This window comes from Hymenobacter algoricola (assembly GCF_039539525.1).
Taxonomy (GTDB): Bacteria; Bacteroidota; Bacteroidia; order Cytophagales; family Hymenobacteraceae; genus Hymenobacter; species Hymenobacter algoricola.
Genome location: NZ_BAABDH010000112.1, coordinates 1 through 16,281 on the forward strand (window position 1 = coordinate 1; position 16,281 = coordinate 16,281).

13 protein-coding genes and 1 pseudogene are annotated in these 16,281 nt (G+C 62.1%); 2 read left to right on the forward strand and 12 right to left on the reverse strand.

Annotated elements, in window-relative coordinates; all coding sequences use genetic code 11:
* Positions 1–219: 219 nt before the first annotated feature.
* The 9 genes from ABD842_RS19455 to ABD842_RS19495 form a co-directional block, all read right to left on the reverse strand.
* Positions 220–1,356 (reverse strand): acyltransferase family protein, encoded by a 1,137-nt coding sequence (locus ABD842_RS19455; protein WP_345117546.1) that lies wholly within the window; start codon positions 1,354–1,356, stop codon positions 220–222.
* 62 nt (positions 1,357–1,418) lie between these two features.
* Entirely contained in the window at positions 1,419–2,564 is a 1,146-nt protein-coding gene (locus tag ABD842_RS19460; RefSeq protein WP_345117547.1) for a cytochrome-c peroxidase, read from the reverse strand.
* Between the two features lie 734 nt (positions 2,565–3,298).
* Positions 3,299–4,357: a cytochrome-c peroxidase gene (locus ABD842_RS19465; RefSeq protein ID WP_345117549.1), complete on the reverse strand. Its 1,059-nt coding sequence runs from the start codon at positions 4,355–4,357 to the stop codon at positions 3,299–3,301.
* A gap of 12 nt (positions 4,358–4,369) precedes the next feature.
* Positions 4,370–5,161, reverse strand: coding sequence for an MbnP family protein (locus ABD842_RS19470; protein ID WP_345117551.1), 792 nt, complete (start codon positions 5,159–5,161; stop codon positions 4,370–4,372).
* A gap of 104 nt (positions 5,162–5,265) precedes the next feature.
* Positions 5,266–5,646: a hypothetical protein gene (locus ABD842_RS19475; RefSeq protein WP_345117553.1), complete on the reverse strand. Its 381-nt coding sequence runs from the start codon at positions 5,644–5,646 to the stop codon at positions 5,266–5,268.
* A 76-nt stretch (positions 5,647–5,722) separates the two neighbouring features.
* Positions 5,723–6,250: an NADPH-dependent FMN reductase gene (locus ABD842_RS19480; protein ID WP_345117555.1), complete on the reverse strand. Its 528-nt coding sequence runs from the start codon at positions 6,248–6,250 to the stop codon at positions 5,723–5,725.
* A gap of 186 nt (positions 6,251–6,436) precedes the next feature.
* The gene (locus ABD842_RS19485; RefSeq protein WP_345117759.1) at positions 6,437–7,192 is read right to left on the reverse strand and encodes a succinate dehydrogenase/fumarate reductase iron-sulfur subunit; all 756 of its coding nucleotides are present in this window, start codon (positions 7,190–7,192) and stop codon (positions 6,437–6,439) included.
* A gap of 161 nt (positions 7,193–7,353) precedes the next feature.
* On the reverse strand, positions 7,354–9,288 hold the full coding sequence (locus tag ABD842_RS19490) for a fumarate reductase/succinate dehydrogenase flavoprotein subunit (protein ID WP_345117557.1): 1,935 nt from the start codon (positions 9,286–9,288) through the stop codon (positions 7,354–7,356).
* 21 nt (positions 9,289–9,309) lie between these two features.
* Entirely contained in the window at positions 9,310–9,981 is a 672-nt protein-coding gene (locus ABD842_RS19495) for a succinate dehydrogenase cytochrome b subunit (protein ID WP_345117559.1), read from the reverse strand.
* A 235-nt stretch (positions 9,982–10,216) separates the two neighbouring features.
* Between ABD842_RS19495 and ABD842_RS19500 the strand changes: the two genes are divergently transcribed.
* On the forward strand, positions 10,217–13,132 hold the full coding sequence (locus tag ABD842_RS19500) for a T9SS type B sorting domain-containing protein (RefSeq protein ID WP_345117561.1): 2,916 nt from the start codon (positions 10,217–10,219) through the stop codon (positions 13,130–13,132).
* A gap of 109 nt (positions 13,133–13,241) precedes the next feature.
* Positions 13,242–14,129, forward strand: a complete 888-nt coding sequence (gene fabD / locus ABD842_RS19505; RefSeq protein ID WP_345117563.1) for an ACP S-malonyltransferase — start codon at positions 13,242–13,244, stop codon at positions 14,127–14,129.
* Between the two features lie 80 nt (positions 14,130–14,209).
* Here fabD and ABD842_RS19510 read toward each other — a convergent pair.
* The 3 genes and pseudogenes from ABD842_RS19510 to folK form a co-directional block, all read right to left on the reverse strand.
* Positions 14,210–14,977: pseudogene (locus tag ABD842_RS19510) on the reverse strand (IS3 family transposase); the annotation flags it as partial.
* 98 nt (positions 14,978–15,075) lie between these two features.
* Entirely contained in the window at positions 15,076–15,378 is a 303-nt protein-coding gene (locus tag ABD842_RS19515) for a transposase (protein WP_345117565.1), read from the reverse strand.
* A gap of 416 nt (positions 15,379–15,794) precedes the next feature.
* Complete coding sequence (gene folK, locus ABD842_RS19520; protein ID WP_345117567.1) at positions 15,795–16,280, reverse strand: 2-amino-4-hydroxy-6-hydroxymethyldihydropteridine diphosphokinase; 486 nt, start codon at positions 16,278–16,280, stop codon at positions 15,795–15,797.
* Between the last annotated feature and the right edge of the window lies 1 nt (position 16,281).

A 16,281-nucleotide genomic window follows, 5' to 3' on the forward strand; every position in this document is an offset into this window, starting at 1 on the left:
TACTTAACCCCCAATCAAGTCCATTCGCAAGGAAAAAGCCCCGCCGGAAAATCCGAGCGGGGCCCTTGCCTTATTCATGTCAACATATAGCCGGACGAGACAGTAATTGCTGACGGTGGTGTCGCAGGGAGGAACTGCCGCTGGTGGTTGGGGCCGAGCGTAGGAGGAGACGGAGCGCCGGCACCCGACAATAGCCGAAGCAACTTTTGTGTGCAAACTTTAGGCAGGAGCCAAATGCTGCTGCCGGGTGGCCGGGTGCCGGCGAATACGGCTGTTGAGATGCTTTTCGACGGAATAATAGAGGGCTACCGCCAGCAGGTTCAGCAGCAGGAACTCAACTGCCAGGCTGACCAGCTCATTTTCGAACCCCAGCTGCTTGCGCAGAAAGGACTGGAGGTAGCCCAGATGGATAAGGTAAAAAATGTAGGAGCTTTTGCCCAGCACCTGGAGCAGCGGCGTGGCCAACAGCCGGCGCAGGCCGCTGGGCTCGGTGAGCAGTCCGGCAAACAGGGTCATGATGCCGCCGGGCAGCACTACGTTGTTGAGCATAACGCCAAAGGGGTGCTCCTGCCCGTAGGTATAGCCGCCGCGCGTCCAGACCATGCCGGCCAGGGCCGCCGCGGTGAGCAGACTGCCTGTAGTGGTCAGTGCAGCCGGCCAGCCATAGTGCCGCAACCGGCCCTGCTGGTACCAGTAGGCGAGCTGCATGCCCGCGAAAAACTCGAAGCACCGGCCAAAGAAAGTGAAGCGCAGCATGAACTTGAAATTGGCAAACAGGCCGTGCCACCCCAGCGGGCCCAGCAGCCAAACCAGCCCGCACCCAACAGCCAGCAGGATAAAAGGCAGTGGCCAGAGGCGCACCCGGGGCCGGGTCAGCAGCCAGAAGGCCACCGGGGCAAACAGGTAAAAGCATTCCTCCACGGTGAGCGTCCAGCCTTGGGCAACTCCCGAATAGATGAGCGCCTCAAAAAATCCCCGCACAAACGTAAGATTGGCCAGCCATTTCCAGGTGCTGAATTCGCCGGTATCGGCGTAGTTCCAGCCGTAGCTCAGGCAGGTGAGCAGAAAATACATGGGGTAGATCCGGGCTACGCGGTTGCGCAGGTACTCCCGCCACCAGCGGCCGTTCCACTGGTAGGCGTTGGCGTAACGCAGCGTGATAAGAAAGCCGCTGAGCACGAAGAAAACCGGTACCCCGATGTGCAGCTCCCGGCAGATATTGTGCAGCAGCCGGGTGGAGCCTTCGGCCGGGAAAGGATTGAAATGGTGAAAGAAAACCAGGTAGGCGGCCACTGCGCGCACCCCGGTCAGGGCCGGAAAATAGGAGGTAGGAGGCGGCAAGGATGAAGCAGGCATAAAAGCAAACGAAGCAGCTAAGTTACCTCGTTTGCCACCGGCCGGCCGGGGTTGGGATAAACTTAAAAAGGATTGGAAAACCGCTTATCCTGAACAAAGGTGGAGTCGGTCAGCGTCTTGAGGAAGGCAATAACCTGGCGTTTCTGGGTGGGCGTCAGGTCGAGCTGGGTCCCGTTGAAAGTGTTGCTGGCATCGAGCAGGTTGGGGTCGATGTTGGGGCTGGTGAGCTGCACATGGTCGCTGTAGTGGTCGAGCACCTGCTCCAGGGTCTGGAAGCGGCCGTCGTGCATGTAGGGCGCCGTCAGGGCAATGTTGCGCAGCGTCGGAGCCCGGAACTTGCCCCGGTCGGTGGCCAGCCCGGTTACGCCGCCCCGGCCGGTGTCGGTGAGCGTGGCGTCGAGGCCGTTATTGAAAAAGGTAGCCGCCGGGCCGCGCAAGTAGTCGGTGGAGCTGAACAGCAGGTTGCCCTCGTTGTGGCAATGAAAGCAGTTGGCGCCCACCAGCGACTCGATGGGGAAGGGGTGGGTCGAAAACAGCTGGCGGCCGCTTTCTTCCTCAGTAGTGAGCCGGCTGATTTCCTTGCGCTTAAGCTTGTCGTACTTGGAGTTGGCAGAAATCAGGGTGCGCTCAAACTGGGCCAGGGCTTTGAGCACAGTAGCTTCCGTGATGGTGGCAGCCCCGAAGGCTGCGCGAAACAGCGGGGGATACAGCCCAGTTTGCTGGAGCTTGCTTACTCCTTCGGCCAGGGACTGGTGCATCTCCACCGGGTTTTCGATGGGCGTGCGGGCCTGCCCCTCCAGGCCGGTGGCAGCGCCATCCCAGTTCAGACTGGGCTCCCACAGCAGGTTGGCCAGCGTCATCGCGCTCCGGGTATGCGCCGCGCCATCAACGCCCACGGCCCGGGCCCGGCCATCGGTAAAGGCCTTGCTTTGCTGGTGGCAGCTGCCGCACGACATGGTATTGTTGCGTGAAAGCCGGGTTTCGTAGAACAGCATCCGGCCCAGGGACACGCCCTCCTGGGTGAGCGGGTTGTCGGCCGGAATGACTACCGTCTGCGGAAAGCCGGCCGGCAGTACCAGCTGGTACGGGGTGGTAACCGGCGGGTCCAGGTCAGGTTCAGCTTCGCCGTCCTCTTTACAGCTTCCCAGCAGCAGCAGCCCGGCCACCGCCACCAGAAACCAGGAATACAGACGGGTAGGAGTTAGCACAGGCAAGCGGGCAAAATAAGGTGAACGGTCAAGTTATTGATTTTAGCTCAGAACGCTACCGCCCGCTTAATTGATTTCCTCCGCGGCTGTACCCACGGCCGAATACTGCAAGCTTCACTGGATCAGGAATTTGGTTCGCTTACAGCTGTAGCCCAGCGCCACCAGCAGGAGGCCGGCGCTGGCCGGGTGGTCGGTGGCAGTGGTGTACACGGGCAGCTGGCAGCTGGTGTTGAGTGACAGGTTCTTGTAGTAAACGTCTGGACCTCACCCGAGCAGGGCGTCGTTCATGGCGTGTTCGTGAGTAAGCTGGCCGTCGAGCATTTCGCCCTTGGTCTTCTCGTAGCAGAACTCTCTGGGAGGTGTTCATCACGAAGGGCACAAAGGCAGTCAGCTTCACGTGCCGGGCCAGAAAATACTTGCCCCGCAGCTCCGTGACGCGATAAGTCTCGTAGTCGGTCGGGTCGCCGACGTGGCGATGCCTGCAGCCATTATCCTCGTCGGGATAAAGGTCGGAAGGGGTGGGCGCCGGCGGGGAAAACCCGGTGGTCCTGCTCCAGCAGCTGGTGGCCGTTGAACACCCGGTAGTGGCGCACTACGGACACTCCGCTCGGGTTGTCGTAGAGAGTGACGCCCTAAAGCACCCGCAGATGTCGCAGGCGTGGCTGACTGCCGGAAACAGCAACAAAGCCAGCGGAAAAGTCAGGGGAGAAGCTTGGGCAGGGCGCCAGAACAGCCTACGGCTGCTCGGCCAGCCGTTTATCCGCCAGAAACGCTTCGTCGGTGAGGGTGTGCAGGAAAGCCAGCAGGTCGGACTTTTCCTGGGCCGTAAGGGAAATGCCGGGCTGGCCGGCGCGCTGCCGGAAAACCGGGTCCAGCGTCGCCGACTCAACCAGGCCGTGGTCGTAGTGGTCGAGCACCTGGAGCAGGGTCTGAAAGCGGGCGTCGTGCATGTAGGGCGCCGTCAGGGCCACGTTGCGCAGGGAGGGTACTTTGAACCTGCCCCGGTCGGTGGCCAGCTGGGTGATGTGCATGCGGCCCGAGTCAGCGGGAAAGGTGCGGTTCAGCCCGTTGTTGCGGAACGACTCGTCGGTAAACAGATCGGTCGCGTGGCAGCCGGCACATTTCTGCTGCAGCGCGGCCCGCCCCCGCAGCTCCGGCTCCGACAGTGTGCCGCCGGCCTCGCGCCGCACGAAGTGGTCGTAGCGCGAGTTGGCCGACGTAAGCGCGGCCGTAAACTGGGCCAGGGCCCGCAGCAGCTGGTACGAGTCGATGGGCTGCTTGCCGAAGACCACCTGAAAACGGCGCCGGTAGGTAGCATCCGCGTTCAGCTTGCCGACCACGTTTTCCACCGTTTCATCCATTTCCACCGGGTTGGTAATGGGTGCCAGGGGCATCACTTCCAGATGGTTGGGGCCACCGTCCCACATGAAGCCGCGGCGCCAGCGCAGGTTTTGCAGGGCCGGGGCGTTGCGGGTACCGGTGCGGCCATCAATACCGTGGCTGACGTCGTGGCCCGCATTGGCAAACGCCACAAACTGCTGGTGGCAGCTGCCGCAGGAAACGGTGCCGTTGCGGGACAGGCGCGGGTCGTAAAACAAGCTCCGGCCCAGCTCGAAAGCTTCTCTGGTGGGGGGATTCTCGTTCGGGCCGTACACCGGGGCCGGGAAATTGGCCGGCAACACCGTGCCGGGCACCCCCGCCTCGGGGAGGACATCGGCCTCGGACCGGCAGCCCGGCGTGAAAACTCCCGCCAGCCCCAGCAGGACCAGCGGCAGCATCAACGTGCGTTTCATGGGTGCCCGGGCCTAGTTGGCGTACACGTGCTCAACCGTAAACATGCCCGCGGCATAGTTCTCGGCTATTTTCACCGCGTTGGCGCCGGGGCCGTGCGGAATGGCGAAGCTGCCGAACCGGACCGTATTGGGGCCGGTAAACATCTTCAGCACATCCACTTTCAAGTGTATTGCGGGCGAGTGGTCAGCTCGGACCAGTACCTTCACACCCGCCGGTAGCGCCGGCGACACGGTTTTCAGGGCGTTGTTGGGGCCTTCAAAGCCCCCAATGTGAAACTGCATAAAGCGCGTCGAGCTGGTAGCCACCGGAGAGTAGCCTTCCATTTTCACGAAGATGTAGCCCGTGGTCCAGCTCCAGAACATGTCGCTGGGAGCCAGGGCATTCTCCTGCACCCCGGCCGTATTGCGCGGGGCATCCACGCCGATCAGGAAGCTCAGGCCGGTGTAGTCGCCTACGGGTACGTCCTTAATCGTCAGTAGCTTGTAGGCCGGCTTGGCCTCGTCAACCAAATAGTAGCTGTTGGGCTGCACGTATTCCGTCCCATCGGCGCGCCTGAGCCTGATGTTGGAAACGTAGTAGCGGAAGGTAGTCACGTTGAACGGGTCGCCACTGGGAGTAGCGTAGTCGTAGGTGGTGGGAGCCGTAGCGAGCTTCAGGACGCCCGCGCCCACTACGTGCTCCATCTCAATGGATAGCTCACCGGTTTTAGCCACGAGGTTTGGGTCGTCGCCTTTTTTCTTTTCGCAGCCGGTTACTGCCCAGGCAGTCAGGGCCAGGCCCAGGAACAGGGAAGAGATTTTCATCGTCAAAAACTTCGGGGTAAGTGGAACGGCAGGGCTACAGGGGAGCACCGCCGTTCCGGAAACAAACGGGGCCGTCAGCCGGCGGGGCCGACGGCGGGTCGGATTCAGGCCCGGAGCAAGGGAGGGTGAAAGATGCCGTGGGCGGGCGTAAACGCGTAGGGCCGCGCCCGGAAACCGGCGAAGCGCCCCGGGGCCGCGGGCAAAGCAGCCAGCGCCGCAAATACGGGCCGCAGCGGCCGCAGCGCCTCGTACTTCATCTTGGCGAGGCTGGCGCCCGGAGTTTTGCTGTCGGTGTCCGCAGCCTTGCGCAGCTCTTTGGCCAGGTGGCACTTGCCGTTGCACTGCAGCTGCGGGCGGGCCTTGTTCACGCAGAAAAGCTGGGTAATGCGGGCCTTGTGCACCTGGTAATCCAATACCACCAACTCCTGACTAAACGTCTGGAGCAGCATAAGGGTGGTCAGGAAGCAAGCCAGAAAGCGGGCCACGGCGGAAGGAGTAGGGGTAGCTGGCAAATATAAGCTCCTGGCCGGGAAAAGAGTTCGGGCTGCCTGCGGCTGAGCCTTACGCGGCCAGCAGCTGGGCGGCCTGCTCCCGCAGCAGCTGCAGATACAGGGAGTTGGTCAGCTCGCCGCCGCTGTCCAGGTGCTGGTTGATGGTCGGCAGCCGGACGCGGGCGGGCACCACCGTAGTGCCCAGGTACATGAGAATGTCGGTGAGGTGGGACAGCGCCAGCAGCCCGCCCTGGCTGCCCGAAGACAGCCCCACGAGGGCTGCTTTCTTGCCCCGCACACCGCCGGGATAGGGCAGTCCGTCGATAAAGCCCTTGAGCACCCCGGGAATCGAGTTGTTGTATTCCGGCACGATGAATACCAGCTTGTCGGCCGCTTCCGCCTGCCCGACCAGCTTATTGAAGGCCTCGTGCTTCCCGGCGTTGTGGTACAGCGCCATCTGGGTGAAGTCGGCGGGCAGGTCGGCCAGGTCCAGAATCTGGTGGGGGGCGCTAAGATCAGCCAGCAGGTCGGCGTAAATGTTGGCAATGAGACGGGCGCGGGAGTTAGGACGGTTGGTGCCGGCAATAATGGTTATCATTCGCAAAAGCCAAGTAAGAAAGCAGAGGCCAGGAGCAAGCCTCGGTAGGGCATAAAGCGGTCCGCACGCTGATTTGTTGGTGCGGGCTGCCGAATAAATTGCCGTGGCCGGAGCACTGACGCATAAAAAAAGCGAAACGGGAGCCGTTTCGCTTTTCTAGGCAGTCAGAATGACCAAGTCGCCGGACTACGACAGGTTGTTGGACGAGGCTTTGGCCGAGAGGAATTCGCGGTTCAGCATGGCAATGTTTTCCAGCGAAATGCCCACCGGGCACTCGGCGGCGCAGGAGCCGATGTTGGTGCAGGCGCCGAAGCCTTCGATATCCATCTGGGCCACCATGTTCTCGACGCGGGTCGCGCGCTCCACGTGCCCTTGCGGCAGCAGCGCCAGCTGCGATACTTTCGCCGAGACGAACAGCATGGCCGAAGCGTTTTTGCAGGCCGCCACGCAGGCGCCACACCCGATGCAGGTAGCCGCCTCAAATGCACGGTCGGCAATGTCTTTCGGAATCGGAATCTCGTTGCCGTCGGGGGCGCCGCCGGTGTTTACGCTCACGTAGCCGCCGGCCTGAATGATGCGGTCAAAGGCCGAGCGGTCCACGCTCAGGTCTTTGTTGACCGGAAACGAGTTGGCCCGCCAGGGCTCGATGACGATGGTGTCGCCATCCGAGAACTTGCGCATGTGCAGCTGGCAGGTCGTGGTGCCCGTCTCCGGCCCGTGGGCGCGGCCGTTGATAAACAGGTTGCACGAGCCGCAGATGCCTTCGCGGCAGTCGTGGTCGAAGGCAACCGGGTCGTCGCCTTTGCGCAGCAGGTCCTCGTTGAGCACGTCCAGCATTTCCAGAAACGACATATCGGGAGAAATGTCGCGGACGTTATAATCTACTACCTGACCCGAGGCGGTACGGTTTTTCTGCCGCCACACTTTCAGCGTCAGGTTCATTGGTTTGGCGTTGGGATTGGAGCCGGCCATATTTTTTTATTAGCTACAAGCTGCAGGCTGTTTGCTGCGAGCTGAGTTCAGTTGATTTAAGCACCGAGCCAGAAGCGGGCGCCGCCCGGCCCAAAGGGCCGGCCGCGGGCTGCCGGCCCCCCGTAGCTCCTTTATTTGTAGCTACGCTGGGTGAGCTTGACGTTTTCGAAGTGCAGCTCTTCCTTGTTCAGGATTTCGGGCTGGTTGTCGCCCACGTACTGCCAGGCCGCTACATAAGCGTACTCGTCGTCGTTGCGCTTGGCTTCGCCTTCCTCGGTGGCATATTCCTCGCGGAAGTGGCCGCCGCAGCTTTCGTTACGGTCCAGAGCATCGTCTACCATCAGCTCGCCCAGCTCCAGGAAGTCGGCCACGCGGCCAGCTTTTTCCAGCGCCTGGTTCAGCTCCATATCGGTACCGCTCAGCTTCAGGTCGCTCCAGAATTCCTGGCGCAGCTTCTGAATTTCGGCCTTGGCGTGCTTGAGGCCTGCCTCATTGCGGGCCATGCCGCAATATTCCCACATCAGCTGCCCGAGTATCTTGTGGAAGTCGTCCGGCGTGCGGCTGCCATTGATGCTCATCAGCTTCTGTACCCGGGCCTGCACATCGGCTTCGGCCTGCTTGAAGGCAGGGTGCTCGGTCGTCACCGGCTTGGGCGGCGTCTGCGCCAAGTAGTCGCCGATGGTATAGGGAATCACGAAGTAGCCGTCGGCCAGACCCTGCATCAGGGCGGAGGCGCCGAGGCGGTTGGCGCCGTGGTCGGAGAAGTTGCACTCGCCGGTGGCGTAGAGGCCGGGCACGGAGGTTTGCAGGTTGTAGTCGACCCACAGGCCGCCCATGGTGTAGTGCACCGCCGGGTAGATGCGCATCGGCTGCTTGTACGGGTCCTCGTCGGTGATTTTCTCGTACATGGCAAACAGGTTGCCGTACTTCTGGCTCACCGCCTCGGCGCCCGTGCGCTTGATGATGTCGCTAAAGTCGAGGTACACGGCCAGGCCGGTTGAGCCCACGCCGCGCCCTTCGTCGCACATCTGCTTGGCATTGCGCGAGGCTACATCGCGGGGAACGAGGTTGCCGAAAGCCGGGTACTTGCGCTCCAGGAAGTAGTCGCGGTCGTCCTCGGCAATGTCGGAGGCTTTGATTTCGCCCTTCCGAATCCGCTCCGCCGTTTCCACCGTCTTGGGCACCCACACCCGGCCATCGTTGCGCAGCGACTCCGACATCAGCGTCAGCTTCGACTGGTACTCGCCCGATACGGGAATGCAGGTCGGGTGAATCTGGGTGAAGCAGGGGTTGGCGAAGTACGCGCCTTTCTTGTGGGCGCGCCACGCCGCCGTAGCGTTGCAGTACATGGCGTTGGTGCTCAGGTAGAACACGTTGCCGTAGCCGCCGGTGGCCAGCACCACGGCGTGGGCCGCGTGCTGCTCAATCTCGCCCGTAACCAGGTTGCGGGTGATAATGCCCCGGGCCTGCCCATCGACAATCACCACGTCCAGCATCTCCGAGCGGGTGTACATCTTCACCTTGCCGTAGGCAATCTGGCGCGACAGCGCCGAGTAAGCGCCCAGCAGCAGTTGCTGGCCGGTCTGGCCCCGGGCGTAGAACGTGCGGCTTACCTGGGCTCCGCCAAACGAGCGGTTGGCCAGCAGGCCGCCGTACTCGCGGGCGAAGGGTACGCCCTGCGCTACGCACTGGTCAATAATATTCACCGACACCTGCGCCAGCCGGTACACGTTGGCTTCGCGGGCACGGTAGTCGCCACCCTTGATGGTGTCGTAGAACAGGCGGAAGATGGAGTCGCCGTCGTTCTGGTAGTTCTTGGCGGCGTTGATACCACCCTGAGCCGCAATAGAATGCGCGCGCCGGGGCGAATCGTGGTAGGTAAAGGCTTTTACGTTGTAGCCCAGCTCGGCCAATGAAGCGGCGGCCGCGCCCCCGGCGAGGCCCGTACCTACTACAATCACGTCGTACTTCCGCTTGTTGGCGGGGTTGACGAGCTTTACGTTGAACTTGTGCTTATCCCATTTTTCGGCCAATGGCCCCTCGGGAATTTTGGAATCCAGAATCATCGGAATGAACGAGGTTAGGGGTTATTTTAAAAAGTAGAAGTAAAGCGGCATGGCGGCGAAGCCCGCGCAAACCACAACCGAAAAAGCGTAGCCCACCAGCTTGATGGCCGGGGTGTACTTGCGGTGATTCAGGCCCACGGTCTGAAACGCGCTGTGGAAGCCGTGAATGAGGTGGTAGCACAGGGCCACCTGCGCCAGCACGTACAGCAGCACGTACCACCACTGGTGAAAAGAGCTAACTACCAGCGTGTACAGGTCGTCATTGTTGTTGATGTCCGGATCCAGGTCGCCGAAGCGGGCGCGCCAGAAAAAGTTGTACAGGTGCACCAGCAGGAAAACCAGGATGACCGTACCCAGCAAACCCATGTTGCGAGCCTGCCAGGGACTGTTCTGGCTGGGGCGGCTTTCCACGTAGCCAATGCCGCGGGCCGTCTGGTTGCGACGCGTCAGCACCAGGGCCTCGTAGATGTGGAAGCCAAAACCCAGTACCAGACCCCACTCCAGCGTCCGGATGATAGGGTTGGTGCCCATGAAATGGGAGTAAATGTTGAAGGCGGCGCCGCCGTCATCTTTGAACAGCTGCAGGTTGCCGATCAGGTGAACAACCAGAAAAGAGCAGAGGAACAGGCCGGTAAGGGCCATAATGATCTTGCGGCCGATGCTACTGGAAAACGTCTTACTAATCCAACTCATAGGAGCGATTGGTGGGTTTGAAGGGGTCGGGTGTATCGGCCAAAGGTACGTGCCGACCGGGTACTAAACAATGCAATTACTACGTTTACACGCGAGGTGAATCAATATTGGGCCAACCCCGTTAGAGTTTGACGGGGAAATAGTAACCGGCCGGACCGGACTTTTGTTAGGTTTCCAAACGGTTTTTCCCGACCTTCTTCAAATTGTCTTTTCGGGCTTTTAATTCATTCGTTCTATGAATCTTCCGTTACTTTCCCGTGCCGGCAGAGCACTGCTGGTAGTAGTGTTGGGCATGGTAGGGCTGCTGGGGCTGAGCCCGACGGCGTGGGCGACCCACATCCGGGCCGGCGACATCCAGGCTACCAGCGACCCGGCCGACCCGCGCCACTTCTTCTTCAAGATGGTGCTCTACACGGATGCTACGACTGGTCCGAACGGAACCCCGGCTGATACGCAGGAGGTGACCATTTTCTTTGGGGATGGTACCCGCACTGATGGTATTCAGCGGCGCGACAAAATCCTGCTCACGGGCGCAGCTTCCGACAGCTACCTGAATACCTACTTTTTCGAGCATACCTACAACGGGCCGCGCCTGCTATACCGCGTCAGCTTTATCGGGGAAAACCGCAAGAAGGATCTGGTGAACATCCCGGGGGCGGCCAACCAGACGTTCTACATCTTCACGTCCGTGTCCGTGGACCCGGCCGTTCCGTTCAACCGGACGCCGGTGCTGGCTAACCCGGCCCTGAACAAGGCCTCCCGCCAGCAGGTGTTCGTGCACAACCCCGGCGCTTTCGATGCCGACGGCGACTCCATGTCGTATGAGCTGCGGCCCAGCCAGCAGTCTGATCTGCAGGAAGCTATTCGCAACGGCAACCAGCCCATTGCCGTCAATTGCAGCGGCTTTGTCTATCCGCACCTGGCTGCCGGAGGCCAGCAGGTGGCGTATAACGGCCCGCCCGCGGGCCAGGTAGGCCAGGCTCCCATCTTCCGGCAAGACCCCATCACGGGCACTATCGTATGGAACTCGCCCCTCACCCTGGGCGACTACAATGTGGCCTTTATCGTACGGGAGTGGCGCAAGACCGGCTCCCGCTACCTCCTGATCGGGGAGGTGGTGCGCGACATGCAGATTACCGTGCGCAACGCCAACAACGTGCGCCCCATTCTGAAGGTGCCCGCGGATATCTGCGTGGTGGCGGGCACGCCTGTCGTGAAGACCATCACGGCCACCGATGCGGACAACGACCCGATCGAGCTGACCGCATTCGGGGGAATTATTCCGCCGGGCACCATACAGCCTTCAGCCACGTTCACCATCACTCCCTATTCTCCGCCCCTGAACCCACCCGTCACGCGCGGTATCTTCCGCTGGACGCCTACCTGCGACAATATCTCGGCGCAGCCTTATCAGGTGTTGTTCAAGGCGGAAGATATTCCTCCCCGCAATGGCGCCACCCCGCTGGCCGATGAGCTGTCCTGGCGGATACGGGTGGTAGGACCCGCGCCGCAAAACGTGCAGGTAGCTCAGGCAGGCACCCGGGCGGTGCTCAACTGGGATGCCTACGCCTGCCAGAATCCGGGTGCCCGCCTGTTGATCTACCGCAAAGAGGGCTGCACGATTACGCCCGTAGATACCTGCGTGACGGGAATTTCTGCCTCTTCCGGCTTCATTAACATCGCAAATCTGCCCGTCGGAACGCGCACCTTTACCGATGACTTCGGCGGTAAAGGGCTGGAGCGGGGCAAAACCTATTCGTACCGGCTGTTTGTGCAGTTTGCTTTGCCCAAGGGCGGCGCCAGCCTGGCCTCCCGCGAGGCCTGCCTGACCGTGGGCGGCAAGCCGGCCCTGTTCAAGAACGTCACCGTGGACCGCACCAACCCGACGAACGGGCAGATTACGGTGAAGTGGACCCAGCCAGTGCCGGGCCTCAATAGCCCGTTCAACAACCCCAAAGGCTATAACCTGTTCCGCTCGTCGGTGCGGGCCACACCAAAATTCAAGCGCATCACCGCGACACCGGTAGCTTTCGACGACACCACTTACGTGGATCAGGGCCTTAACACCCAGGACAGCGCCTACATCTACAAGCTGGAGTTCTTCAACAATGCGCTGCCCACGCCCGGCTCCCCCGTGTCGACTGAAACCACGGGTCCGGCCTCCAGTGTGCGGCTGCTGGCCACGGCCGATCCGGCGAACCTGCGAATCACGCTGAGCTGGACCTATGAGGTGCCGTGGGATAATTCGCTCCGGCCCGTAGTTATCTACCGGCGCGACGCCAACGGCAACTTTGTGCAGATAGGTACGGCGCCCACTACCAGGACCGGCGGAACTTACGAAGACCGCGGCACGACGGCCCTGCCCCTGCGCGTGGGCCAGAACTACTGCTACTACGTGCAGACCGACGGCACCTACGGCAAGCCCGACCAGCGGCTGATCAACCTGAGTCAGGAGCGGTGCGTGCGGCTGCAGGAAGTGCCGTGCATTCCGGTGCTGAGGCTGAAGCAGGTGAACTGCGACAGCCTGCAGGCGCGCCTGTTTGAGCTTGATGCCACCCCGCTGAATACCACGTACACCAACAATCTGTCGTGGACGCTGAGCAGCCTGCCCAGCAACTGCAGCCGGAAAATAGCGGCCTACCGCCTGTATTATCGGCCCAACGTGAAGGTGGAGGGCAACGACACGGCTACTACCCGCTTCACCCTGCTGGCTACCCTGACCGGGCAGAGCTACGCGCATACCATCAACAACGCTGCCATCGGGGCGGCGGGCTGCTACTACGTGGTAGCCGTCGACTCGGCCGGTGCGGCCAGCGGCCCCAGCAACATCGAGTGCAAGGACAACTGCCCGCTGTTCCTGATGCCGAATATCTTCACACCAAACAACGACGGCAAAAACGACAAGCTGCGGCCCAAAGTCGCCAGCCCGATCCGCAAAACCCGTTTCCAGGTGTTCAACCGCTGGGGTGTGAAGGTCTACGAAAGCGATGCCGACCCGCTGATCAACTGGGATGGCGGCGGCCCGACCGGCGAAAGCAACAAGGGCGTGAAAGCCGTTGATGGGGTGTACTACTACCTGGCCGAGGTGGAGTTTGCCGACGCCGTGGGCACCAAGAAAACCTACAAGGGCTGGGTGGAAATAACCCGCTAAGCTTTTCTGATTCGTTTAAAAGCCGCTTCCAGCCCTGGAAGCGGCTTTTTTATTCCCTTATCTTGTCGCCCCAACCACCTCCTCTTCTTCCGTTCCTTTACTTCGCCACATGAAAGCAGTTATTTTCCCCGGTCAGGGCAGCCAGTTCACCGGCATGGGCCGCGACCTGTACGAGCAGCAGCCCGCCGCCCGCCAGCTCATGGATCAGGCCAACGAAATTCTCGGCTTTAGTCTGACCGACGTCATGTTCACGGGCTCCGACGAGGACCTGCGCCAGACTAGCGTCACCCAGCCGGCCATCTTCCTGCACTCGGTGGCCCTGGCCGCCACCCTGCCCGACCTGCGCCCCGACATGGTGGCCGGCCACTCCCTGGGCGAGTTTTCGGCGCTGGTGGCGGCCCGGGTCCTCAAGTTTGACGATGCCCTGCAGCTGGTAGCCCGGCGCGCCCAGGCCATGCAGGCCGCCTGCCAGGAGCAGCCCGGCACCATGGCCGCCATCCTCGGCCTCGATGATGACACCACGGTCCGCATCTGCCAGGAAATCACCCAGGCCGGCGACGTGGTGGTGGCTGCCAACTTCAACTGCCCCGGTCAGCTGGTCATTTCCGGCTCCCAGCGCGGCGTGGAGCTGGCCTGCGAGCAGCTCAAGGCCGCCGGGGCCAAGCGGGCGTTGCTGCTGCCCGTGGGCGGCGCGTTTCACTCCCCGCTGATGCAGTCGGCCGAAGCGGCGCTGGCTCAGGCCATCGAGCGCACCCAGTTCAGCGCCGGCCTGTGCGCCGTGTACCAGAACGTGGACGCCGCCCCCCACCGCGACCCGGACGAAATCCGCCGGAACCTGGTACGCCAGCTCACGGCGCCCGTGCGCTGGACCCAGAGCATCCAGCGCATGGTGCAGGACGGCGCCACCGAATTTGTGGAGTGCGGCCCGGGCAAGGTACTGCAGGGGCTGGTAAAGAAGATTGCGTCCGAAGTAGTTGGTAGCTCGGCGGTGGTATAGCCGGTGTTTTCAGCTGTTGAACTAAAAAGCCTGCTAAACCACTAGCAGGCTGGGGTGGTCCAGTAAAAACGGACAGTAGGCTAAGGTAGGTTGGATTTCAGGTCTTGCTCAAATTGGTGGGGCGAGCGGTAGCCGAGAGCAGAGTGGCGGCGGTCCAGGTTGAAGTAGGTGTCGAGGTAGTGGGCCACTTCCAGCCGGGCTTCTTCCAGCGAGGCAACCGGGCTGCCGCCGGGCAGCAATTCGGTTTTGAGCGTGCTCCAGCCGGCTTCGGCCTGGGCGTTATCATAGGGATTACCCGGCCGGCTGAAGCTGGCCACCGCCCCGGCGGTGCTGATGCGGGCCCGGCAGGCGGCGCTGGTATACTGACTGCCGCGGTCAGCGTGAATAATAAGCCCTGGCGCGGGCTGCCGCAGGGTCAGGGCTTGTTCGAGCGCGAAGAGCACGAGTTCGGTGGGCATTTGGGCCGCCAGGTGCCAGCCCACCACCCGGCGCGAACAGGTGTCACGCCACGTGGCCAGGTAGCACCAGCGCCCGCCCGCCAGCGGCAAATAGGTGATGTCGCCCACCCAGACCTGGTCGGGGGCGGTGGGGGCGGGCTGACCGAGTAGCCGGTTTTCAGCCACGACGGCGGCCGGGTCGGCCACCGTCGTGCGGGGGCGTTGTGGACGGGTGCTCAGCGCCCGCAGCCCGTTGCGGTGCAGCCACGAGCGGAGTGCGCAGCGGCCCACGACATGGCCTTCGGCGCGTAATTCGGCCCGCAAACGGCGCGTGCCGTACCGGCGAGCATGGCGCGTAAAGGCCGCCTGCGCTGCCAGCTGCCACGCTGCCGCCGGCTGGTCCGGGCGCTTGCGCCACTGATACTAACCGGCCGAGCTCACCGCCAACAGACGGCAACGGACCTGCACCGGCCAAGCTTCCACACAGGCGTCGAGGAATTGGTAGCGGCTCATAACTGAGGCGGTTGCGCAAAGATGGTCACGACTTTTTTTAAAATATCACGCTCCATCTCCACGCGTTTGAGCGCAGCGCGCAGCTGCCTGATTTCGTCGCGCTCGGCGCTACTGGGCACGGCGGCCTCCAGGGCTTCGCGCTGCCAGCGGCCCAAGAGCGCCGGCGAAATGCCCTGGGCACGGGCCACGTCGCTCTGCCGGGCACCGGCGGCCACCTGGCGCACGCACTCCGCCTTAAAGGCCGGCGTATATTTCTTGCGGGTGGCGGGCAAATCGCCAAAATGCAGTTTCTCGGTCATGGGCAGGGGAAGGTAAGACTTCTCACTGTCCGTTTTAGCTAGACCACCTCAATGGGAGCTCTTGAAAGGTCCGTAGCTTTCCGCAGTCAGTAGCAGTCGCTCTTGCTTCCTGGCAGTGTCGGCTGATATCCGATTTGCTCAGCTTATAGGCCGAGAATAGTTTGTCAAGGGTCAACATATGCGCGACTTATAGCAGTAGTGCTACCCGAAGATATAGCGGTTTTGCAAACGGCGTACGCAGGATGTAGAAATGTGAACCTTGAACGAAATCGTTAAACGAGGAAACGCGAAGGGTCGCGTCTCTGTATGAGGTGGAAAACTGCTATGGCCAACTCGTGTCAGTAGCACCTTCCCCGCAGATACCGACTAAGGTGCCCTGACTTTGAAAGCTGCTCGGCAAAGATTAGCGCTACCTGCTACCCTGCCACCCGCCGCACCGCCAGCTCATCTGCGCACCCCGCCAGCAGCTCCGCCACCGTCCGGCCCAGCCCGGGATGCACTACGCCGGCCGCAATTTCGGCCAGGGGCACCAGGGCAAACCGGCGCTCCGGCAGGCGCGGGTGAGGAATTTGCAGCTGAGGCAAATTGAGGATTACATCGTCGTAGAGCAGGATGTCCACGTCGAGGGTGCGGGCGTCCCAGCGGATGCGGCGGGTGCGGCCGGCCTGCTGCTCGGTGGCCAGGCAGGCGGTGAGTAGCGCCTCCGGCGTAAGACTGGTAGCCAGCCGCACGGCCTGGTTGAGGTAGGCGGGCTGGTCGGTGAGGCCCCAGGCGGCGGTTTCGTAGAGGGCGGATACCGCCGTTATGGCGCCGGCGGTGACGGCCAGGGTTTGCACGGCGGCGTGGAGGATGGCGGCCCGGTCGCCGAGGTTGGAGCCGAGCAGGAGGTAGGCGGTGGGCATT

Bases quoted from the DNA above. Each gene is read 5' to 3' on its own strand.
- ABD842_RS19455 (WP_345117546.1), bottom strand. From the start codon at position 1,356: ATGCCTGCTTCATCCTTGCCGCCTCCTACCTCCTATTTTCCGGCCCTG.
- ABD842_RS19465 (WP_345117549.1), bottom strand. From the start codon at position 4,357: ATGAAACGCACGTTGATGCTGCCGCTGGTCCTGCTGGGGCTGGCGGGA.
- ABD842_RS19470 (WP_345117551.1), bottom strand. From the start codon at position 5,161: ATGAAAATCTCTTCCCTGTTCCTGGGCCTGGCCCTGACTGCCTGGGCA.
- ABD842_RS19480 (WP_345117555.1), bottom strand. From the start codon at position 6,250: ATGATAACCATTATTGCCGGCACCAACCGTCCTAACTCCCGCGCCCGT.
- ABD842_RS19485 (WP_345117759.1), bottom strand. From the start codon at position 7,192: ATGAACCTGACGCTGAAAGTGTGGCGGCAGAAAAACCGTACCGCCTCG.
- ABD842_RS19490 (WP_345117557.1), bottom strand. From the start codon at position 9,288: ATGATTCTGGATTCCAAAATTCCCGAGGGGCCATTGGCCGAAAAATGG.
- ABD842_RS19495 (WP_345117559.1), bottom strand. From the start codon at position 9,981: ATGAGTTGGATTAGTAAGACGTTTTCCAGTAGCATCGGCCGCAAGATC.
- ABD842_RS19500 (WP_345117561.1), top strand. From the start codon at position 10,217: ATGAATCTTCCGTTACTTTCCCGTGCCGGCAGAGCACTGCTGGTAGTA.
- fabD (WP_345117563.1), top strand. From the start codon at position 13,242: ATGAAAGCAGTTATTTTCCCCGGTCAGGGCAGCCAGTTCACCGGCATG.
- ABD842_RS19515 (WP_345117565.1), bottom strand. From the start codon at position 15,378: ATGACCGAGAAACTGCATTTTGGCGATTTGCCCGCCACCCGCAAGAAA.
- folK (WP_345117567.1), bottom strand. From the start codon at position 16,280: ATGCCCACCGCCTACCTCCTGCTCGGCTCCAACCTCGGCGACCGGGCC.